Below are 20,846 nucleotides of genomic sequence, written 5' to 3'. Positions count from 1 at the left end.
GGGCTAGACCATGTATCAGAAAATCCTGCTGCCGGTGGATATGAATGAAGAGGCGTCCTGGGAAAGGGCGCTGCCCACCGCCTTGGCACTGTGCCGTACTTTCGAGGCGTCGCTGCATATCGTGACGGTGCTGCCTGACTATCGCATGCCACTGGTGGGGTCCTATTTTCCCGCCGACTTCAGTGAGAAGGCGTATCAGGCCATCAGCGACGCTCAGCATAAGTTCATCAAGCAGCACGTACCTAGCGACGTCAGCGCAAAATGTGTTGTTGCCGAGGGCTCACCCTGGGAAGCCATCATCGATGTCGCCAAGCAACTGGAGATCGATCTGATAGTTATGGCATCGCACAACAAGCGCAAATTCGCCGACTACCTGCTGGGACCCAATGCGGAACATGTGGTGCACCACAGCAAGATGTCGGTGATGGTCGTGCGCTGATTCATCGACGCCACTGTGTTCCTGCATGCCGCCACCCCCCGACTGGTTTTGCTAGTCAGGGGGTGGTTGCGTTTCTGGTCTACTCACAAGAGAAGCGTGGTTTGAGCGTAGAAGCGGATAAGTCTTTGCAGGGGCAAGCTTTCTCCCTCTCGTCTACATTGAGAGACGAGTAACGGGAACAAGCATTAAGGCATCTTGCCGTACTGGCCAACGCGTTTAATTGATCTCGCAGGATGCGGAACAAGGCCAAGGCTCGATGGAGACCATTACCGCGAACGGTTAAGGGGAATGCCATGAATGCAGCGACAACGAAGGGCCCGAAGCCTTCAGACTACAACGTTAAAATCAGCATCAACCCGGTAGGTATGGACAAGCCCAGAACCTGGCTGATCGCTGGCTTTCAGGACTTTCGTGATGCCACGGCCGTCAGCCTGGCCTATGGCATGTTCTGGGTGGGGCTTAGCCTGGCGACAACGTTAGCGGCCTTCACGCTCGATCTCTGGCACTGGTTGCTGCCGCTGGTTGCCGGGTTCATGTTTTTAGGTCCCCTGGTGGCAGTTGGCTCCTACGGCATCAGCCGCGCCCTTGAGGAAAACCGGTCACCGACCATGGGGGATGCCTTCGGTGCCTGGAGCTCTCATACAGGCCAGTTGGCGATGATGGGCCTCATGATGATGATTTTCTTCCTCGCCTGGATTCGTCTGGCCACGTTATTGTTCGCCCTCTTCTTCGGCTTTGAAGTGCCAAACCCCGATATGCTTTATGCCTCTCTGCTGACGACCTCTGAAGGCCTGAGTATGCTGCTGGTGGGCACAGCGGTTGGTGCCGTGCTTGCCTTTGGTGCCTTTTCTATCAGCGTCGTGGCCATTCCCACGTTGATGGACCAAGACCTCACCTTCATGGAGGGGATCGAGGCGAGCGTGAAAGCCGTGGCGCAAAATTTCCGTCCCATGTTGCTGTGGGCGGCAATTCTAACGGGCAGCGTGCTGCTTGGCGTGGTGACCTTCTACATTGGCCTGGCAGTGATCCTGCCGGTACTGGGTCATGCCAGCTGGCATGCCTACGAAGATTTGGTCAATGTTGAGATCATTGAACAATCCAAGAACTGATTGCCCCGACCGCTGGTCCGCTATTGGCGATCTTCGGTAAGCTATGCAGGTGAATTACGCAAAACAAGTGGTGTAGCGAGAGGTTTTTAGCGCCTCTCGCTATGCCGACCATTGCCTGCACGGAACGCTGCCATGATCGCTACCCCCCCGCATGTATCTGCTCTTTATCGTTATCCCCTAAAGTCTTGTGCGGGAGAGTTTCTCGAACATGCTGATGTGCAACGGGAGGGCGTTGTCGGGGATCGGCGTATGATGATGTCCCGTCCAGATGGCCGCTTTATCACGGCCCGCACCCACCCAAGGCTGGAACTGATACAGGTGCAATTGGGTGTAGACACCGTGACACTGAGTTTTCCCGGCCAGCCGGATCTAGAACTCTCCAGGGGTGCTTATGACCTGGCGCCCTTTAGTACCGAGGTCTGGGGAGATCGCTTCGATGCCTTGACCACGACGCGAGAAGCCGATGCCTGGTGTACCGAGGTGCTGGGTGAATCGGCGCATTTGCTATGTATCGGCGATCATTCCCCGCGTTACCGGCAATCGATCGAGCAGTCGGTCGGGTTCGCCGACGGCTACCCGCTGCTGCTGATAGGTGAAGGGTCGCTTAATGATCTCAACGAGCGCATGGCCAAGTCCCAGGCCAGGCCCCATAGTATGGCGCAATTTCGGCCTAATCTGGTTGTAGCAGGCAGCGACGCTTTCGCCGAGGACAACTGGCAGCGCCTACGTATCGGTGAAGTAGAGCTTGCCGTAATGGAACCCTGCTCACGTTGCGCCATGATTACTGTTGATCCGCTTACCGGAACATTCCTGCCTGGTAAGGAACCGCTCAAGACACTGGCAACCTATCGGCGCGGTAATAACGGAAAGGTGCTGTTTGGACAGAACCTGATGGTAGTGAAAGAAGGCCGTTTATCTCTTGGTGATAAGGTCGAGATTCTGGCGTGATCTGGTTACTCAAAAGCACACAATAATCGCGCACGTCAGGATCATTCTTTTCGGAATAACTTAAGGCCTTTCATGAATTCGATTACCTATTCACTGGCGTGGTGCCTTTTTATCAGCCTCAGCGTCCTGCCTGCCCATGCCGGCTCGTTATCTTTACCGCAACCGAAAGGTGAGGTCCTGCTCGAGATCAGCGGTGACATTCGTTATACCAATACTGGCAACAAGGCTCGATTCGATCGGGAGATGCTGCGTAGCTTGCCGACCCATGTCCTGACGACTCACACTCCCTGGACGGATGGGAAACGACAATTCCGTGGCCCGCTGATTCGAGACGTACTGTCCCGGGTCGGTGCTGATGGCGACGAGCTGCGAGTTGAGGCGTTAAACCATTATTCTGGGCAGATCCCCATCAGTGATGTTGTGGATCACGATGTCGTTCTTGCCATGTCGATGGACGGTAAGCCCTTGGTGATCCGCAATTTCGGTCCGTTATTCGTGTTGTATCCATTCGACGAGAACCCTGAACTCAATACCGAGAATATCCGCTATCGCAGTGTCTGGCAGGTTGCCAAGATCCATGTCCATTGATACTGATTGCCACCGACTTCCCCAACGGCACTCGACGTGATGATGCATTATCTTCGCTACCCGTTGCGTCTGAAGCTCGGTGCCGCGGCTGTGTTTGGTTTCTTTATCGCCGCGCTGGTGGTAGCCAGTATGATCGTATGGCGTCAGGAGAGCCTGGCAGACAGTGTGGGGGGAGATGTCACCTGGGCGGCCTATAAACTGGATCGCGAAGCCATTCAGTTGCGTGATCAGCTCGACGAGGTTAATGACCTTGACGCATTACGCGTCAAGTTCGAGCTGCTTTACAGTCGACTCAATCTGTTGCAACGCGGGGAAATAGGAGAGCTTTTCCAGCGTATTGACGACCAGACACGGTTGATACCCGCCATTGACAGCCAGATGGATATTCTCGACCTGCAGTTCGGCGGACTCGAACGCCTGGATGAGGCCTCCCGGCGTTCTCTACAGGCAGCACTAGACCCCTTGATCGAGCTTAGCCAGCGGTTGGTGATCGCCACCAATACGCATTTGGGCAACGCCAAACAGCAGGAACGAGAGGCTCTTCAATGGCTGCACTCAATGCTGCTGACCCTGCTTGGGCTGATGAGTCTTTCGATTCTAATGGTAACTCGGTTCTTGTTCCGCGAGGCCCGGGAAAATGCCGAATCACGGCGTGCTCAGGAGGTGCTGAGGCGTCGCCTCGAAGAGTCTGCTCAAAAGGCACAGGATGCCAATGAGGCCAAATCCGAGTTTCTGGCGACCGTCAGTCACGAGATTCGTACTCCGCTGAACGGCGTCATTGGCATGAGTGAGATGCTGCGAGGTCGTCCGCTTGACCCCTCTTCTCGCCGCTATGCCGAGATCATCCATGACAGTGCCGACAAGCTTCTGGGGTTGATCAACGACATTCTCGATTTCTCGCGTATCGAGTCAGGTCATCTTGAGCTGGAGCATGTCGATTTTTCGTTACAGGAACTGATTGAAGCAGCTGTGCGACTTTTCGAGCCACGAGCCGCCTACAAGGGCATTACGCTGAGTACAGAACTGGCCGCTGACGTCCCCGACCGCTTGCAGGGGGATCCGGGCCGGCTTCGTCAGGTGCTTCTCAACCTGCTCTCCAACGCCATCAAGTTCACTGAACGCGGTGAGGTCTCGGTGCAAGTGAGCTACTCCGCCGATGAGCGGCTTCTGGTCTCGGTCAGAGACAGTGGTTCAGGTATTTCCGACGAGCAGCGTCATCGTCTATTCGAGCCTTTTCGGCAGGGTGATGCATCCACGGCACGCCGCTTTGGTGGTAGCGGTTTGGGGCTTGTGATCTGCAGGCGCCTGGTGAGTGCCATGGGCGGGGAAATCGATTTTATCAGTCGCCTGGGCGAGGGCAGCCGCTTTTGGTTCGAGGTGCCGTTGCGCTGTGCCACTCCGCCGGAGCAGACGAAGAATGCTGCTGAGCCGCACTTCTGGCCCGCCTTACCATCCGGTCAGCGGCTACTGGTCGTCGAGGATAATGCGATCAACCAGCAGGTGGCGCGCATCATGCTCACTCGCCTGGGCTGTCGAGTCGAGATTGCCTCGTCAGGCGAGGAGGCACTGAGGATCACTCAGGGCGATCCCTTTGCATTGATCTTCATGGATCTGCAGATGCCGCTGTTGGATGGATTTGAAGTGACTCGCCAGTTGCGAAGAAGGGCCGATTGGTGTGCCCGAGTACCGATCGTTGCCATGACGGCTGGCACCTTTGGCGATGAACACGCCCGTTGCCTGGCCGCTGGCATGAACGATTATCTGATCAAGCCACTCTCCAGTGCTCAGCTACAAGCAACGCTGCATCATCATATCGGCTGTATGGACGAGCCGATGAGCATACCCTCGGAGGATGGACGAGCCTGGGAGGGCGGTGCGTCAGAAGAAAGAGCATCCGAGCCTATCGAGGCCAGCACTGTTGACTCAGGGAGTGAGCCAAGACTTGCGCTGGATGTGCTGGATGAGTTGCATGAGCATCTGGCGCTTGAGGATGTTAGAAAACTAGTGAATGTTTATCGCCGCCAGATGCCGGGGCGTCTCGAAGCACTGTCACTCGCTATCAATAATGCACAAGTCGATCAGGTGATGCAGCTTGCTCATTTGATAAAAGGCGAATCGCTGAGTCTGGGGCTCTGTCAGGTGGGTGAGCGGGCCAGGGCGCTTGAGAGTGCGGCTCAGAGTGCACCTAACGATCACCTAACGATGCTGCTGGATGCGCTCGAAAACTGCCTGTCACCATCGCTCGATGCTCTCGAAGCTTGGCTTGATGCCACCAGCCTCCGCCCTATCGATATGCAAGACTCGCAGGAACGTAACGCTGAATGATCGATGTTTCGAGCATCGACGTTCCACTTTGGGTGCTTCTTGTCGCTTATCCACCGGGGGGGAGTCGCCGGTGCAGGGCACGTTCCACGACCACTTGGCCGGGTCGGTAGTCACCCTGGGCAGCAGCAATGGCGCGATCCAGCGTCAGTTCAGCAATCCGTTCGTGTTGCTGAGGCAGTGAGTTGACCGGCAGTGGCAGGAAATCCAACAGTCGGTCATCGCCGAACGTTGCCAGTCGCAGTGAGGGCGGCAGGCCGCCGCTCTCCAGTAGCTCGTCGAGCACCCCGTCGAGCAGCGTGTAGGATGCGGTGACTAGCGCATCGGGCATGCCTTGTGCTGCAAGCAGTTCCCGCATCAGACGAGCCCCTTCCCGTCTGTCATAGCGGACACCACTGAGTGTCACCGCATGGCAGTCATGACCCTTTATTGCCCTGTGAAAACCGGACAGTCGCTCGGTGCTAATCGATAGCTGAGGCACGGCATCCAGCCAGGCAATACACTTGAGGCTGGAGGTGAGCACCGATTCGGTCAGCGCCTGGGCAGCCGACTGATTATTGCTGACGATGCTGACGAAATGGTCCGGGTTCAGGGCTCGGTCCACGGCGATGACCGGAAGGCCTTTTGCCATCAGATCGACATAGAAGGCATCGTTCATCGGCAGACAGCTAGCCACGATCAGCACCTCGCAACGCTGGGCATGTAGTGCACGGGCCAGCTCGCGCTCGCTGTCCGGGTTATCCTCAGAGCCTGCGATCAGTAGCTGGTAACCGCGACGTCGCGCGCCTTGTTCTAGACGCTTGGCGAGCAGGGCGTAACTGGCATTCTCCAGATCGGGAATAATAAGCCCGATGGTGCGACTGGCGCCCCGTCTAAGCGCCGCTGCCTGGGCATCGATTCGGTAATGGTGTTGCTCGACAACCGCCATGACTCGGTCGACAGTTTCCTGACTGATGCGCCGTTCCTTGGCCTTGCCGTTGATGACATAGCTCGCCGTCGTCCTTGAGACGCCGGCTAGGCGGGCGATTTCTGCGAGTGTCATGATGACCCCTTGTGTGCGATGCGGTTCATTCTACCCGAGCCATTGGGGTTACCGGCTACACCCAAGGTCGTAGGTGATTGCGCTTGATAAATCAGCTGACTCGATCCAGCATTACACTAAACCCTAGGTGACACGATTCAGCCACGGGAAGACAAGGTTGGCAAGGCCAGGCTAAATGGCCCACCAGCCAGCGGTCGGCATCCCCGCTGCCCCGCTCCCAGGCACAGGAGGTTAGTATGTTGACACTCGGACAGGACGATATCCTGCTCGACCGCAAGGCCGATGACTGGCGTGCAGCTCTTGATCTGGCGGCCTCGGCCCTGGTTGATGCCGGCCTTGTCGCCGCGGCCTATCGCGATGGCTTGCATGCCCGAGAGGCGCAGTCCTCTACCTTCCTTGGTAATGCCATCGCCATTCCTCACGGCACGCCGGATAGCCGTACCCACGTCAAACGCACCGGTGTGCGGGTACTGCAGTTCCCCGAAGGCATCGACTGGCACGATGGCAACCGCGTTTACGTGCTGGTCACCATTGCGGCCCAGAACGATGAGCACCTGGATATCTTGCGCCAGCTGACCCATGTGCTGGACCGCGACGGTGTGGCCGAGCGCTTGGCGGCGGCAGAGTCGCGCGCCGAGGTGGCCGGGTTGCTGTCGAAAGCCGTCGTCGAGGCACGCCTGGATGCAGACACCCTGTGTCTCAACTTCCCCGCTCGGGACCGGCTCGAGCTTGCCCTGGCGGCGGCTGCTCGGCTGCGCCAGGCAGGCTGTGTCGGCCATGATTTCGTGTCCGACATCGCCTCGCAGTCGCCGCTAGCGCTGGGGCAGGGCCTGTGGCTCGCGACCAGCGCAAAGGGGGTGAATAACCCGGCGCTATCGCTTGCCACTCCCGAGGCGGTGATTGGCCAGGGGGCCAGCGCGGTCAGCGGTGTCTTCTGCCTGGCCGCTCAGGGCGATGCCCATCGGAGTCTGCTGGAGCGGCTGTCGACGCTGCTGGAGCGCGGAGAAGGCCATGATTTGCATCAGCTCTCCGCCGAGAACGTGCTGGCGCGACTGTCAGGGGAATCGGCCAGCGCTCAGACGGCTCGCGCTCGGGTGCTCAACGCTCATGGCCTGCATGCGCGCCCCGCCAAACAACTGATTCAGGTAGCGCGTCGTCAGAGCGTCCCGATCAAGGTTCGTCTGGTGGATGGCAGCGGCGAAGCCGTGTCCGCTGCCAGCTTGACCAAAGTGATCGGTCTCGGCGCTCGGCGTGGTCAGCAGCTGGTGTTTTCCGCAGAAGGCGAGGGCGCCAGCCAGGCGCTGGATGCCATGTGCGAGGCCATGCAGGGCGGCCTGGGTGAAGTCGTTCAGCCCTTCGAAGAAGGCCGTGAACACGTGGCCAGCACACCGCCCGAGGGCGCCAAAGCGCCGGAGCCGCTGCCGGCTGATACCCCCTATCCGGCGGTCGCCGCGTCTCCGGGCATGGCCATTGCCCCGGTGTTTGTGATGCGCACGCCGCGCTTCGAGTACCCCGAGCGGGCTGATGACGTCAGCGAACAGACGCGGCGTCTGGATGCCGCCATCCGCGAGGGCACTGAGCAACTCGAGGCCCTGGTACACAGCGCCCAGGGCGGCGAAGTTGCCGAAATATTGTCGATGCATGAGGAAATGCTCGACGACCCCGAGCTGCATGAAGCCGCCCGCGAGGGGATCCAGGAAGGCTATTCCGCCGAGGCTGCCTGGTGGAACGCCATCGAAACCGCCGCTCGGGCTCAGGAAATGCTCGCCGACCGCCTGCTCGCCGAGCGCGCGGCTGATCTACGCGACGTGGGGCGCCGGGTACTGGGTATCCTCTGCGACATCAGCCTGCCTACGCCGCCGGATCATCCCTATATCCTGGTGATGGATGATGTCGGCCCTTCCGATGTGGCCAAGCTCGATACCAGCCGCGTGCGTGGCCTATTGACCGCCCGCGGCGGGGCGACGGCTCACAGCGCCATCCTTGCGCGTGCCTTGGGTATTCCTGCCGTGGTGGGTGCCGGCGAGCGGGTGCTGACGCTTGAGAACGGCAGCGAGATGATTCTCGACGGTGAGCGGGGACGGGTCACGCCTGCCCCCTCTGCCGAGCGTCGCCAGCGCGCCGAGTTGAGCCTCAAGGAACATGAACGTCTGGAGCGCGAGGCCTGGGCCGCCCGCTTCGAGGAAGGGCGCACCCGGGACGGTCATCGCGTCGAGGTCGCTGCCAACCTGGGCAATACCGCGCATACGGCAGATGCCGTCGAGCGCGGCGCGGAAGGTGTGGGCCTGTTGCGTACCGAGTTCATCTTCATGGCGCATGCCGAAGCGCCGGACCTGGATGCCCAGGTTGTCGAATACAAGGAAGCCATGGACGCCCTCGGCGGTCGTCCGCTGGTTGCCCGCACCCTGGATGTCGGGGGCGACAAGCCGCTGCCTTACTGGCCGGTCCCCCAGGAAGACAACCCCTTCCTGGGCCTGCGCGGCATCCGCCTGGCCCTGACTCAGCCTGAGGTGCTGGAGACACAGCTGCGCGCCCTGTTGATGGCCGGCGCGGGGGGAGACCACAACTCGGGTCGCCCGCTGCGCATCATGCTGCCGATGGTCAAGGACATTGCCGAGTTCCGGGCGGCCAAGACCATCTTCGATCGTTTGCTCGAGGAGATCCCGGCCGAGGAGCGCGCCAGTGACGTACAGCTCGGTGTGATGATCGAGGTACCGTCCTGTGCGCTGCTGGCGCCGACGCTTGCGGCCGAGGTCGACTTCTTCTCGATCGGCACCAACGACCTGACCCAGTACACCCTGGCGATCGACCGCGGCCATCCGGCGCTGTCGGCCCAGTCCGATGGCATGCATCCGGCAGTGCTGCGCTTGATCCAGATGACTGTCGATGCCGCCCACGCCCACGGCAAGTGGGTCGGGGTGTGCGGTGAGCTGGCCTCGGACGCCCAGGCGGTACCGGTGCTGGTGGGACTTGGCGTCGATGAGCTCTCGGTGAGTGCCCGTCAGGTGCCGATGGTCAAGGCGCGGCTGCGCGATTTTGATCTCGCCGACGCCCAGGCCCAGGCCACGTTGGCGCTGGCCCAGGCGACCAGCGATGACGTGCGCAATGCCCTGGAGGTGCGCTGATGGCTCGCGTCCTGACGATCAGCCTCAATCCGGCGCTGGATCTGGCGATTGGCCTGCCGGCGCTGACGCTTGGCGAAGTGAACCGTACTGATACAACGCAGCTGAGTGCCGCCGGCAAGGGCGTCAACGTCGCTCGGGTGCTGGCATCATTGGGCCATGAGGTCATGGTCTCGGGGTTTCTGGGGGCCGATAACGATAGTCCCTTCCGACGCGCCTTCGCCGATATGGGCGTCGAGGATGCCTTCCTGCGCGTGCCGGGGGAGACGCGCATCAATGCCAAGGTTGCCGAGCACAGTGGCCGTGTGACCGACATCAATGGCCCCGGCGTGACCATCGATGCTGCGACCTTCGCCGCCTTCCTGGATGAGCTTGAGGCGTTGGCCGCCGACGCCAGCCGGCGACCCGAGGCGGTGGTCATCGCCGGTAGTTTGCCGCCGGGCATCGGTGTCGATGATCAGGCCGCGTTGGTTGCGCGTCTCAAGGCCCATGGCCTGGCGGTGTGGGTCGATACCAGCGGGCCTGCGTTGGCCGGCGCCATCGCATCCGCCCCCACGGCCGTCAAACCCAACGAGCTTGAGCTGGCCGAGTGGGCCGGTGAAGCCCTGGATAGCGATGCGCGTCGCTTGGCGGCTGGGCTGCGCCTTCATCAGGCCGGCATAGAAGAGGCACTTATCTCCGCCGGCGCCGAAGGCGTGCTATGGGTCAGCCAGCGCGGTGCCTGGCATGCCATACCGCCGAAGATGACGGTCGCCAGCACCGTGGGAGCCGGTGACACCCTGCTCGCCGCTATGCTGCACGGCGTCCTCGAGGGCCATGCCCCCGACGCGGCGCTTCGCTTCGCGACAGCCCTGTCCGCCGAAGCCGTTCGCCATGTCGGTGTGGGAGATGCCCACGCCGATGACTTCCCTAACCTTCAACAACAGACCCGCGTGCGTCGCCTGAACGACGTGGACGCAGGGGGAGCGCTCGCATGAATGTCATCCTGATTACGGCTTGCCCAAGCGGCATGGCCACTACCTTCCTTGCCGCGCGGCGGCTTGAGCAGGCGGCCAATCGCCTGGGCTGGACCACGACGGTGGAAATGCATGGCGAACTGGCGCCCGTCGAGCCGGCCTCCGCTGAGGCCATCGCCGCTGCCGATCTGGTGGTGGTGGCCGCCGATACGGTACCGGATCCGCAACGGTTCAAAGGCAAGGCGCTCTATCAGGCGCCGATCGCCCAGGCGCTGCCCGATCCCGCCCACTTCCTCGAGCGCGCTCAGGCCGAGGCGTCGACCTATACGCCGCCGGCCGAGAGTGCCCAGCCTGTGTCGGCGACTACGGCCGATGCCAAGCGTATCGTTGCCGTGACGGCCTGCCCGACCGGGGTGGCACACACCTTCATGGCCGCCGAGGCATTGAGTGAGGCAGGGCGTGCCCTGGGGCACGAAATCCGGGTCGAGACCCAGGGGTCGGTGGGTGCGCAAGATAAGCTCACCGATGAAGAAATCGCGGCGGCCGACGTCGTGCTGTTGGCCTGCGACATTGAGGTCGACCCGACCCGCTTCGCCGGCAAGCGGGTCTATCGCACGTCCACCGGCAATGCGCTGAAGAAGCCTCGTCCGGCTATCGAGGCCGCGCTGGCCGAGGCCCAGGTGGAATCTGCAGGCAGTGTGGCGAGTGGTGACGAGGCCAAGAAGAGCGTCAAGGACAAGGGTGTCTACAAGCACTTGCTGACCGGTGTGTCCTTCATGCTGCCCATGGTGGTGGCAGGGGGCCTTCTGATCGCATTGTCCTTCGTGTTCGGTATCGAAGCCTTCAAGGAGGAGGGTACCCTGGCCGCGGCCTTGATGCAGATCGGTGGCGGCACCGCCTTTGCGCTGATGGTGCCGGTGCTTGCTGGTTATATCGCCTATTCGATCGCCGACCGTCCGGGCATCGCACCAGGTATGATCGGCGGCATGCTGGCCTCCGAGATCGGCGCCGGTTTCATCGGCGGCATCCTTGCTGGCTTTTTGGCCGGTTATGTCGCCAAGGCGGTCGCCGAGCACGTCAAGCTGCCCGCGAGCATCGAATCGCTCAAGCCGATCCTGATCATTCCGCTCCTGGCAAGTTTGGTCACGGGGCTGACCATGATTTATGTGGTTGGTGAGCCAGTCGCCGCGGTGCTCTCGGCGATGACTAACTTCCTCGAGAACATGGGCTCGGCCAATGCCGTGCTGCTGGGCATCCTGCTCGGTTCCATGATGTGCTTCGATATGGGCGGGCCGGTCAACAAGGCCGCTTATACCTTTGGTGTGGGTCTGCTCGCGTCCGAGACCTATGCGCCGATGGCGGCCGTGATGGCGGCGGGCATGGTGCCGGCGATCGGCATGGGGATCGCGAGCTTCGTTGCCAAGGCGAAGTTCTCCGAGCCCGAACGGGAAGCCGGCAAGGCCTCCTTCGTGCTGGGCCTGTGCTTTATCAGTGAAGGCGCGATTCCCTTTGCGGCCAAAGACCCGCTGCGGGTGATTCCGGCTTGCATGGTCGGCGGGGCACTTACCGGTGCCATCTCGATGCTGGTAGGCGCCAAGCTGATGGCACCGCACGGTGGTGTCTTCGTGCTGCTGATCCCCAATGCGATCTCGCCGGTGTTCCTGTATCTCGGGGCCATCATCGTCGGCTCGCTGGTCACGGGCCTGGGTTACGCGTTGATCAAGCGCGGCAGCCAGGAAGTCGCGGTGTCCGCCAACGCCTGATCGGTCATCTATCGAGCCCTGCAAAAAGCCCCTGGCGTCCGCAAGGACACCAGGGGCTTTTGCATGAGGTGGTATAAACCCTAAGCATCCCGCTTTAGCGTTGGTTCATGCAGCAAGACTAGGGCGAAAGACACGCTGAAAGAAGCGGCCTGGGTTGCCTGGTCACGCCTATGACACGGGGCGTTCGGGTGCTTCCTCGCGTTGGTGCTGTGGGTCACTGATGGTGAAGACAGGGGCCTCGGAGGGCTTCAGCGGCTCTCGCCCGAGAATCCGGTCAGCCGCCTTCTCGGCGATCATGATGGTCGGGGCATTGATGTTGCCGTTGGTGACGGTGGGCATGATCGAGGAATCTACCACCCGCAGCTGCTCAATGCCGTGGACACGGCATTCGGCGTCGACGACGGCCATGTCATCGCTGCCCATGCGGCAGCTGCCACAGGGGTGGTAGGCGGTTTCGGCACTATTGGCGATCCATTCATCGACCTGCTCATCGCTGACTACATCCTTGCCGGGCGATAGCTCGTCACCACGATAGGCATCGAGGGCTGGCTGGGCGAAGATTTCTCGGGTCAGCCGCAGACCGTCACGGTAAGCCTGCTTGTCCTCTTCCTCGTGCAGATAGTTGAAGAAGATTCTGGGCGCTGCGGCAGGGTCCGCCGAAGAAAGTTTTACCCAGCCACGGCTCTTGGGCTTGTTGGCGCCCAGGTGGACCTGAAAGCCATGCCCCTCGGCGGCGCTTGAGCCATCATAGGCAATGGCGCCTGCCAGGAAATGGTATTGCAGGTCGGGCCACTTAAGGCCTGGGCGGCTGCGGATATAGCCGTTTGATTCGAAGTGGTTGGTGGCACCCAGTCCGGATTTGAAAGCAAGCCAACGCATGCCGATCAGCGCCTGGCCGATGGGGTTGAGCCATCCGTTGAGGGTGATCTTCTGTTTGCAGCTCTGCTGGACCCAGACCTCAAGATGATCCTGCAGGTTCTGGCCGACGCCGGGAAGGTCGTGGACGACCTCGATGCCGTGTTCCTTGAGGTGGTCAGCCGGGCCGATCCCCGAGAGCATCAGGAGCTTGGGGGAATTGAACGCGCTGGCAGAGAGGATGACCTCACGACGGGCCTGGACGCGATAGGTCTTGCCGCGCTGGGTGTATTCGACACCTACCGCTTTCTTCCCCTCCAGCAGGATTCGCTGGGTCAGGGCATGCATTTCCAGCTGTAGGTTATCGCGCCCGAGCGCGGGTTTCAGGTAGGCATTGGCGGTGGAGCAGCGCACTCCACCGCGTACCGTCATGTCCATGCGGCAGAACCCCTCCTGGCGATAGCCGTTGTAGTCCTGCGTTTCACCGTAGCCTGCCTGGCGACCCGCCTCGATAAAGGCCTTGTAGAGCGGGTTCTGCATGTTGTTGCCGTTGCATACCCCCAGTGGGCCGTCGCTGGAACGGTAGTCGTCGTCGCCATACAGGCAGCCCTCCGCTCGCTTGAAGTAGGGCAGCACGTCGGCATAGTCCCAGCCTTTGGCGCCAAGCTGTGACCATTCCTCGTAATCACCGGCACAGCCGCGCACATAGGCCATGCCATTGATCGAGGAGGAGCCACCGATCACCTTGCCCCGTGCCTGGTGGAGGCTGCGCCCATTGAGGCCTGGCTCGGGCTCGGTGTGAAGCCCCCAGTCGAAGCGCGGTTTGTTCAACGGGATCGAAAAGGCGGTCGGCATCTGGATGAAAATCGAGTTGTCCTTGCCACCGAATTCCAGCACCAGTACCTCTTGATCGCCTTCTTCACTCAGCCGGTTGGCGAGTACCGAGCCCGCGGAGCCTGCACCGATGATCACGTAGTCCACGCATCGGTCGAAAGAATGTTCGCTCATGTCATCGCTCCTTGACGCCTTGATCTCTAGAGACCCGACACCTACGTCGGGCCGTCAGAGAGGTGGCCATTAGCGGCCGGCGGTGGCCGGGTCATCGGGCATCTCGGTATTAGTGCCGGGTTGTTCCCGTTGAATGTGCAGGAACAGCAGATGGCGCTCGTACTGATCCAAGATATCGGCGATCAATTGCTCCTGTGTGTAGCCATAGACATCGTAGCCTTGACCCCCTTCGATGATGTGTACCTCCAGACGGTAGTAGTGGGTGCCGGCATGGGTGTCTCGAATCGAGAAGGATGGCATGGCGCACTGGCGCGGCCAGATCTGATAGGTAAAGTCCTGTTCGCCGCCAAGGCCCACATTCAGTGCCAGATGCTCATCCGGCTTTTCTCCTTCGACGATGTCCACGGGGTAGCCCTGTTCGCTCAAGACGCTGCGTATTTCCTCCATGGCAGGCTTGACCGTTTCGCCGAGGAACTGGTTCACCTGATCATGGCCTGGGAAGCTCACAGAACGCTTGAGACGCTGGCGCCAGTTGCGGCTTGCTCCCTCACCGGGCAGGGTACGACCCGACAGATGGCCCGCCATGCTGCGCTGCAGGCTGTCTTCCTTGAGTCCTTCCACCTTGAGCGCCTTGTAGAGCCCCGCCATCATCAGGAACAGCACGAAAGCGAAGGGCAGTCCCGTGATGACCACGGCGCTTTGCAGTGCCCCCAGGCCACCGGCCATCAGCAGTGCCAGAGTCAGTACACCGATGATCGCGGCCCACAGTACGCGCATCCAGGCCGGGGCATCATGGTTGGGGTCGCTCAGAACCGAGGTCAGGTTGGATAACACCAGCGAGCCCGAGTCCCCCGATGTCACGAAGAAGACGATCGCCAGCAGTGTTACGACCAGTGTGGTCAGGCCGACCCAGGGCACGTTCTGCAGGAACAGATAGATGGCTGAGCCTGGGTTGTTCATGGCCTGCTCGCCGAAGTTAGCCACGCCAGTGTCGTTCATCACCATGTCGATAGCGCTGTTACCCATGATCGACATCCACGCCATCATGAAAGCCAGTGGCAGGATCAGGGTGCCGGTGACGAACTGACGAATGGTGCGACCACGTGAAATGCGCGCAAGGAAAAGTCCCACGAAGGGTCCCCAGGCGATCCACCAGGCCCAGAAGAACACTGTCCAGCCGTTGAGCCAGTCGGTGGGCGGGTCGAAGGCATAGGTGTTCATCGACAGCGAGACGAAGTGGGTCAGGTAATCCCCCACGTTCATTACCAGCGCGTTGAGCAGGAACAGGGTCTTGCCGGTAAAGAGCACAAACAGCAGCAACATCAGCGCCAGCAGCATATTGAACTCTGAGAGCCGGCGGATGCCCTTGTCGACACCGGTCACGGCGGAGATGGCGGAGAAGACCACGATCAGCACGGCCAGTATCGCCTGTGTCATCGTGTTCTCCGGCAGATCGAACATATAATTCAAGCCGAAGTTGAGCTGGATAATGCCGATGCCCAGGCTCGTGGCGATGCCGAACAGGGTGCCAAGCACGGCCGCGATGTCCACGCTATGGCCAATGGGACCGTGGATACGCTTGCCAAATATCGGATAGAGCGCGCTGCGAATGGTCAGCGGCAGGCCATGGCGGTAACTGAAGAAGGCCAAGGACATGCCTACCAGCGTGTAGACGCCCCAACCGGAAAGCCCCCAGTGCAGAAACGTCAGTTCCATGGCGCGACGCGCCGCCGCCACTGTCTCGGGGTCGCCGTCGGGTGGCGCGAGAAACTGAGTGACCGGTTCGGCAATACAGAAAAATATCAGATCGATGCCGATCCCCGCCGAGAACAGCATGGCGGCCCAGGTCACGACGTTGAATTCCGGCCTCGAGTGCGCAGGACCGAGTCTGAGCTTGCCAAGCTTTGAGGTGGCGATGACGATCACAAACACGAGATAGGCCACGACGGCGACGAAATAGAACCAGCCGAAGGTGTCCGAGATCCAGCCCAGCAGGGCATTGATCGTCGCGCTGGCAGAGTCGGTGAAGATCATTGTCCACAGCGCGAAGGCCACGATACCGATGGCTGAGCCGTAGAAGACAGTAGGGTTGATGCGGTCTTTTTGTAGATTGCGCTGTGAGTCATCCGAGGCTGTCGCCATGTTCAACTCCTGGTCGATGAAGAAACATCTGTTGGCAACGTCGCCGGTTAAGCGTCGTTCCAGCTCAAGCGGCCTGCCGCGGAGAGGGGTGTCGATAAATGCTTGTTGGGCGGCATGGTGTCGATGCTGATCTGCGAAGTCCCAGTAGCAGCGTTTCAATACACCTAGGCAATATGAGGTATAGATGCCTTGCTGACTTCCTGTACAGATGCCGGCATACGTCATTTCAACGTTGCGGGAGAGGATCGGCAGTTAGTGCCTGTAGGTCAGTGCTGAGCGGTGAGTGTAGGAGAGCGCGAAAAGTCATGGCTTTTGCCATGACAGCATGACGCGGGCGTGTCTTATCATGAGTGCCTAGATCATCTGACCGACAAGGAAGGGGTATGTACGATCTGTTGCTCTTGGTAGGGATTACGCTGGTAGCGGGACTGGCCATACCGATGGGAGCCTTCTTGGCTCGCATCGAGCATATACACCCTCAGTGGTTGGAGCTGGAGTTTCGTCATGGCGTGATGGCGTTTGGTGGCGGCGCGCTGCTTTCTGCGGTTGCGTTAGTGCTGGTGCCGGATGGCATCGACATCACCTCGAAATCCCTGGCCGCGATGTATCTGATGATCGGCGGGGGGGTATTTATGCTCATTGACATGGCGATGGCGCGCTGGGCATTACCGGCTAGTCAACTGCTCGCCATGCTGCTGGACTTCATCCCCGAGTCCATCGTGGTAGGCGCCATTTTTGCCACCCGCCCCGAGGAGGCGATGCTGATCGCCGCCCTGATCGCCCTGCAAAATGTGCCCGAGGCCTTCAATGCCTATCGAGAGTTTCTCCAGTCGCAGCGTTTCGGTGCCCGACGCATCATCACGGTCTTCTCGGTGATGGCATTGCTGGGCCCGGTGGCCGGTATTTCCAGCCATGCCTGGCTGCGGGAGCAGGAAAGCATCGTCGCTGCCATCATGCTGGTGGCCTCGGGGGGCATCCTTTATTCCATCTTTCAGGATATAGCGCCCGAGGCAAGGCTGGAAAAGCACTGGGCACCGCCGATGGGGGCCGTACTGGGCTTCGTGTTCGGAGTGTTGGGGCTGATGGTGGTGGATTGACGTGGCGTCGTCAGCAGGAGTGAACCGATCAGACAAGGTAGGGGCGGCATTGTGAGCGTTGCCAATCGAGGCATACACTTGAGGCAACCTTGCCCGATGAGCGCCTTTTATGCCTGAACTGCCAAGCGTGACTGCTGCGGCAGGGCCCCGGTCCGCCGACGATGAGCCTTTGCGGGTCGCCTACAGTGAGGCCGATGACCCGCGTGCCGCCGCCAGGGAGCTGTCGGCGGCCCTCTGTCACCCGCAACTGGGCTGCGTGCTGTTCTTCTGCAGCGCCGAGTATGATCTCGGCGCGCTGGAGCAGGCGCTGGGCGAGGCCTTTGGCGCGGTGGCCCTGGCTGGCTGTACCACGGCCGGTGAGATCACGCCGCAAGGCTACGGCCGCGGCTGCATCGTGGCGATCGGCTTCGACCGGCGCCATTTTTCGGTGTCGCAGGCGCTGGTCAGCGACCTCGAAGGCTTCGACCTGATCGGCGCCCAGCGGTTGACCACTCAGCTCTTGGACGACTGCCGACGCCAGGCCTTGGCGCCGGTCGGCGGCCACAGCTTTGCCCTGACGCTGCTCGACGGGCTGTCCAGCAGCGAGGAGCAGGTGCTGGCGAGTCTGGACGCCGCGCTGGGCAGTATTCCGAGCTTTGGCGGCTCGGCCGGGGACGACAATCGCCTGGCGCATACCCACGTCTTTCATCAGGGGCGCTTCCATAGCCAGGCGGCGGTGGTGGTGATGATCAACACCCGGCTGCCGTTTGAAGTCTTCACCACCCACCATCTCCGGCCACGCCACGAGAAGCTCGTGGTAACCCGTGCCGATCACGAGCGTCGCCAGGTCATGGAGCTCAATGCCGCCCCCGCCGCCGAGGAATACGCGCGGCTGGTCGGGTGTGATGTCGAGGCCCTCGACGAGCAGGTCTTCGCCCGCGTGCCGTTGGCGGTGCGTATCGGCGATGCCCACTACGTGCGCTCGATCCAGCGGGTCAACGCCGACGGCAGCCTGACCTTCTACTGCGCGGTGGAACACGGCATCGTGCTCACCGCCATGCAGCCGGCGCCGATTCTCGAGGACCTGGATGCGGTGTTTGCCGCCTTGCAGGAGCGCCTGGGTGAGCCGCAGCTGATCATCGGCTGCGACTGCTTTCTGCGTCGCCTCGAGATCGAGATGCTCGAGCAGACCGCGGCGGCCTCGCAACGACTGCGAGAATTGCGGGTGATCGGCTTCAATACCTACGGGGAGCAGCACCATGGCATGCACATCAACCAGACCTTCACGGGGGTTGTCATTGGGCGACCCGGCGGGGGCAGAGGCGCCTGAAGCGGCCACGGAACGCGAGCGTGCGCTGGTCGAGGAGAATGCGCGCCTGCGCAAGGTCTGTGGCGCGCTGATCGAGCGGGTGGAGTCCAGCGGGGCGGCCGGCGGGGCGCCCTATGCCGCTTTCGAGCATGCGGTGCTGCTGGCCGAGCAGGTGCGTGAGCGCACCGAAACCCTGCACCGCACCCTCGACGAGCTGGGAGAGGTCAACCGCCAGCTGCGTGACGAGATCGCGGTGCGGGTCGAGGCCGAGCAACGCCTGCGCGAGTCCAAGCGCGAGGCCGAAGCGGCCAATCTTTCCAAGACCAAGTTCCTGGCAGCGGTCAGTCATGATCTGATGCAGCCGCTGAATGCCGCGCGTTTGTTCACCAGTGCCCTCGGTGAGGAGGCGGTACCCGCGAGCTCGCGCCGTCTGGTCGATAATATCGGCCGCTCCTTACAGGACGTCGAGGCCCTGCTGGGCACCCTGGTCGACATCTCACGGTTGGATGCCGGGGTGCTGAAGCCGGATGTCGCCGCCTTTCGTGCCGCCGATCTGCTCGATGTGATGGCCGAGGAGTACCGTCAGATCGCCGCGTCACGGGGGCTGACACTGCATTATGTCGGCTCAAGCGCGGTGATCGAGTCGGACCTGGCGCTGCTGGCACGGGTGGTGCGCAACTTCCTGACCAATGCGATTCGCTACACCCGCCACGGGCATCTGCTGCTGGGCTGCCGGCGGCGCGCGCAGGGGCTGGAGATCCTGGTGGGGGATACCGGGGCCGGTATCGCCGAGTCCCAGCGCGAGGCGATCTTCGTCGAATTCCAGCGTGCCGAGAACGGCCATGATGCTCAGGATCGCGGGCTGGGCCTAGGCTTGGCGATCGTCGACCGGATTGCCACCATGCTCGATCATCCGCTGCGACTGGCCTCTCAGCCGGGGTGTGGTTCGCTCTTCTCGGTGCAGGTGCCCTATGGGCGGCTGCCGGCATCACAGCCCCGCTCTGCGAGCCCGGCCTCGTCCTCGCAGGGGGAGGACGCGTTGGCGGGCATGCGGGTCTGGGTCATCGACAATGATCCGGGGATCTGCGAGGGGATGACGGCGCTGCTGGAAGGGTGGGGTTGCCGGGTACGGACCGCGACGTCCCTGGCCGGCCTGGAGGCCGAACTGGACACTCACGCGGCCGGGGAGACCCCAGATGTGCTGTTGGTCGACTATCACCTGGACGCCTCGAGCCCCGATGGACTAGCCGTGGCCGCCCACCTGCGCCGTCGCCATCCCGCGCTTCCCGTCGTGGTGATCACCGCCAATCATGACGCGGGGATCAAGAGCCTGGCCCGTCAGCTGGGCTACGGTTGCCTGCTCAAACCCCTCAAGCCGTTGCGGCTGCGCATGAAGCTGGTCGCTTTGCTGGACGGCAGCTCAGCGTGATGGAGCGTGTCGCTCGGCCAGCAGGGCCTCGAGGTCGGCCGAGCCGGCGGCGAGGATCGCCTGGACGCGTCCCGTCACACAGAGCTTGCGCAGAATCGCCGAGACATGCGTCTTCACCGTGGTCTCGGCGATATCCAGTTCGCGGGCGATCACCTTGTTGGAGGCGCCGTGGGTCAGGCGGATCAGCACTTCGAGCTGCTTGACGGTGAGCTCGGACAGGCGCCGCCTGACGGCGTCGTCGACAGGCGGTTGTCGCTGGGGCTCGGCCGGGGGACGCCGCATGATATCTGGGGGCAGGTAGAGCTGGCCCTCCAGGATGCGCGTCAGGGCGGCAAGCAGGTCTGGCCGCGGCGTCGACTTGGTGATGTAGCCCACCGCGCCCAGGTCCAGGGCATCGAGGATGGTGCGTCGGTCCTGATCGGCGGAGAGAATCGCCACCGGCAAGTCGGGGCGCCGCTCGCGTATTTGCCTCAGGCCCGAGAGCCCCTCGGCGTCAGGTAAGCCGAGATCCAGCAGCACCAGATCGACCTCCTCGTGTTCCTCTGCCTTTTTCAGGGCACTCTCCAGGCTATCGGCCTCCAGCAGCAGGCTGTCGGGTAGCCCGGCGGCGATCACTGCAGCGATGGCCTCGCGAAAGAGCGGATGGTCATCAGCGACCATCAGGGTATACATGGTCTTCGTCTCCTCGAATGGTCTCGCCTCCTACCGAAGGAGGAAGCTGTCTCCTGCCATCAGAGT

The 20,846-nt window shown here is 61.6% G+C and carries 15 protein-coding genes; 11 read left to right on the top strand and 4 right to left on the bottom strand.

What is annotated here, in order from left to right:
- The first annotated feature begins 10 nt into the window (after positions 1-10).
- From ETC27_RS01895 to ETC27_RS01875, 5 genes are all read left to right on the top strand, one after another.
- On the top strand, positions 11-439 hold the full coding sequence (locus tag ETC27_RS01895) for a universal stress protein (protein WP_136253279.1): 429 nt from the start codon (positions 11-13) through the stop codon (positions 437-439).
- A 293-nt stretch (positions 440-732) separates the two neighbouring features.
- Positions 733-1,548 (top strand): DUF2189 domain-containing protein, encoded by an 816-nt coding sequence (locus tag ETC27_RS01890; protein WP_136253728.1) that lies wholly within the window; start codon positions 733-735, stop codon positions 1,546-1,548.
- Between the two features lie 132 nt (positions 1,549-1,680).
- Positions 1,681-2,496 carry an MOSC domain-containing protein gene (locus tag ETC27_RS01885; protein ID WP_136253278.1) on the top strand — a complete coding sequence of 272 codons (816 nt, stop codon included), beginning with the start codon at positions 1,681-1,683 and terminating at the stop codon, positions 2,494-2,496.
- A gap of 72 nt (positions 2,497-2,568) precedes the next feature.
- Entirely contained in the window at positions 2,569-3,084 is a 516-nt protein-coding gene (locus ETC27_RS01880; protein WP_136253277.1) for a putative pterin-binding protein, read from the top strand.
- Between the two features lie 39 nt (positions 3,085-3,123).
- Positions 3,124-5,409 (top strand): ATP-binding protein, encoded by a 2,286-nt coding sequence (locus ETC27_RS01875; RefSeq protein WP_240724758.1) that lies wholly within the window; start codon positions 3,124-3,126, stop codon positions 5,407-5,409.
- A gap of 46 nt (positions 5,410-5,455) precedes the next feature.
- Here the strand turns inward: ETC27_RS01875 and cra are convergent, their stop codons facing one another.
- Positions 5,456-6,448, bottom strand: coding sequence for a catabolite repressor/activator (gene cra, locus ETC27_RS01870; RefSeq protein ID WP_136253276.1), 993 nt, complete (start codon positions 6,446-6,448; stop codon positions 5,456-5,458).
- A gap of 236 nt (positions 6,449-6,684) precedes the next feature.
- On the opposite strand from cra, the gene ptsP reads away from it, so the two are divergent.
- The 3 genes from ptsP to ETC27_RS01855 are packed head-to-tail and all read left to right on the top strand — an operon-like array spanning position 6,685 to position 12,289.
- Positions 6,685-9,573: a phosphoenolpyruvate--protein phosphotransferase gene (gene ptsP, locus ETC27_RS01865; RefSeq protein WP_136253275.1), complete on the top strand. Its 2,889-nt coding sequence runs from the start codon at positions 6,685-6,687 to the stop codon at positions 9,571-9,573.
- Positions 9,573-10,547, top strand: coding sequence for a 1-phosphofructokinase (pfkB, locus tag ETC27_RS01860; protein WP_136253274.1), 975 nt, complete (start codon positions 9,573-9,575; stop codon positions 10,545-10,547). The genes ptsP and pfkB overlap by 1 nt, the downstream gene beginning before the upstream one ends.
- A complete protein-coding gene (locus tag ETC27_RS01855) occupies positions 10,544-12,289 on the top strand; it encodes a PTS fructose-like transporter subunit IIB (protein ID WP_136253273.1) in 1,746 nt (581 codons plus the stop codon). Before pfkB ends, ETC27_RS01855 begins: the two co-directional genes overlap by 4 nt.
- Positions 12,290-12,457: 168 nt before the next feature.
- Here the strand turns inward: ETC27_RS01855 and betA are convergent, their stop codons facing one another.
- Both betA and betT read right to left on the bottom strand, forming a co-directional pair.
- Positions 12,458-14,152, bottom strand: a complete 1,695-nt coding sequence (betA, locus tag ETC27_RS01850) for a choline dehydrogenase (protein WP_136253272.1) — start codon at positions 14,150-14,152, stop codon at positions 12,458-12,460.
- Between the two features lie 69 nt (positions 14,153-14,221).
- Positions 14,222-16,294: a choline BCCT transporter BetT gene (gene betT / locus ETC27_RS01845; protein ID WP_136253271.1), complete on the bottom strand. Its 2,073-nt coding sequence runs from the start codon at positions 16,292-16,294 to the stop codon at positions 14,222-14,224.
- Between the two features lie 383 nt (positions 16,295-16,677).
- Here betT and ETC27_RS01840 point away from each other — a divergent pair, with 383 nt between their 5' ends.
- The 3 genes from ETC27_RS01840 to ETC27_RS01830 all read left to right on the top strand — a co-directional run bounded on the left by ETC27_RS01840 (position 16,678) and on the right by ETC27_RS01830 (position 20,108).
- Entirely contained in the window at positions 16,678-17,391 is a 714-nt protein-coding gene (locus tag ETC27_RS01840) for a ZIP family metal transporter (RefSeq protein ID WP_136253270.1), read from the top strand.
- A gap of 109 nt (positions 17,392-17,500) precedes the next feature.
- On the top strand, positions 17,501-18,700 hold the full coding sequence (nosP, locus tag ETC27_RS01835; protein ID WP_136253269.1) for a nitric oxide-sensing protein NosP: 1,200 nt from the start codon (positions 17,501-17,503) through the stop codon (positions 18,698-18,700).
- The gene (locus ETC27_RS01830) at positions 18,630-20,108 is read left to right on the top strand and encodes a hybrid sensor histidine kinase/response regulator (protein WP_136253268.1); all 1,479 of its coding nucleotides are present in this window, start codon (positions 18,630-18,632) and stop codon (positions 20,106-20,108) included. The genes nosP and ETC27_RS01830 overlap by 71 nt, the downstream gene beginning before the upstream one ends.
- Here the strand turns inward: ETC27_RS01830 and ETC27_RS01825 are convergent.
- Entirely contained in the window at positions 20,100-20,780 is a 681-nt protein-coding gene (locus tag ETC27_RS01825; protein ID WP_136253267.1) for a response regulator, read from the bottom strand. The genes ETC27_RS01830 and ETC27_RS01825 overlap by 9 nt on opposite strands.
- Positions 20,781-20,846 lie beyond the last annotated feature (66 nt).

The sequence above is a fragment of the Onishia niordana genome (assembly GCF_004798965.1).
In the GTDB taxonomy this organism is placed as follows: Bacteria; Pseudomonadota; Gammaproteobacteria; order Pseudomonadales; family Halomonadaceae; genus Onishia; species Onishia niordana.
This window is presented reverse-complemented; position numbering and strand designations above follow the sequence as displayed.

What these genes read in the sequence shown, in the direction of transcription:
- ETC27_RS01895 (WP_136253279.1), top strand. Translation starts at nt 11, where the DNA reads ATGTATCAGAAAATCCTGCTGCCGGTGGATATGAATGAAGAGGCGTCC.
- ETC27_RS01890 (WP_136253728.1), top strand. Translation starts at nt 733, where the DNA reads ATGAATGCAGCGACAACGAAGGGCCCGAAGCCTTCAGACTACAACGTT.
- ETC27_RS01885 (WP_136253278.1), top strand. Translation starts at nt 1,681, where the DNA reads ATGATCGCTACCCCCCCGCATGTATCTGCTCTTTATCGTTATCCCCTA.
- ETC27_RS01880 (WP_136253277.1), top strand. Translation starts at nt 2,569, where the DNA reads ATGAATTCGATTACCTATTCACTGGCGTGGTGCCTTTTTATCAGCCTC.
- ETC27_RS01875 (WP_240724758.1), top strand. Translation starts at nt 3,124, where the DNA reads ATGATGCATTATCTTCGCTACCCGTTGCGTCTGAAGCTCGGTGCCGCG.
- cra (WP_136253276.1), bottom strand. Translation starts at nt 6,448, where the DNA reads ATGACACTCGCAGAAATCGCCCGCCTAGCCGGCGTCTCAAGGACGACG.
- ptsP (WP_136253275.1), top strand. Translation starts at nt 6,685, where the DNA reads ATGTTGACACTCGGACAGGACGATATCCTGCTCGACCGCAAGGCCGAT.
- pfkB (WP_136253274.1), top strand. Translation starts at nt 9,573, where the DNA reads ATGGCTCGCGTCCTGACGATCAGCCTCAATCCGGCGCTGGATCTGGCG.
- ETC27_RS01855 (WP_136253273.1), top strand. Translation starts at nt 10,544, where the DNA reads ATGAATGTCATCCTGATTACGGCTTGCCCAAGCGGCATGGCCACTACC.
- betA (WP_136253272.1), bottom strand. Translation starts at nt 14,152, where the DNA reads ATGAGCGAACATTCTTTCGACCGATGCGTGGACTACGTGATCATCGGT.
- betT (WP_136253271.1), bottom strand. Translation starts at nt 16,294, where the DNA reads ATGGCGACAGCCTCGGATGACTCACAGCGCAATCTACAAAAAGACCGC.
- ETC27_RS01840 (WP_136253270.1), top strand. Translation starts at nt 16,678, where the DNA reads ATGTACGATCTGTTGCTCTTGGTAGGGATTACGCTGGTAGCGGGACTG.
- nosP (WP_136253269.1), top strand. Translation starts at nt 17,501, where the DNA reads ATGCCTGAACTGCCAAGCGTGACTGCTGCGGCAGGGCCCCGGTCCGCC.
- ETC27_RS01830 (WP_136253268.1), top strand. Translation starts at nt 18,630, where the DNA reads ATGGCATGCACATCAACCAGACCTTCACGGGGGTTGTCATTGGGCGAC.
- ETC27_RS01825 (WP_136253267.1), bottom strand. Translation starts at nt 20,780, where the DNA reads ATGTATACCCTGATGGTCGCTGATGACCATCCGCTCTTTCGCGAGGCC.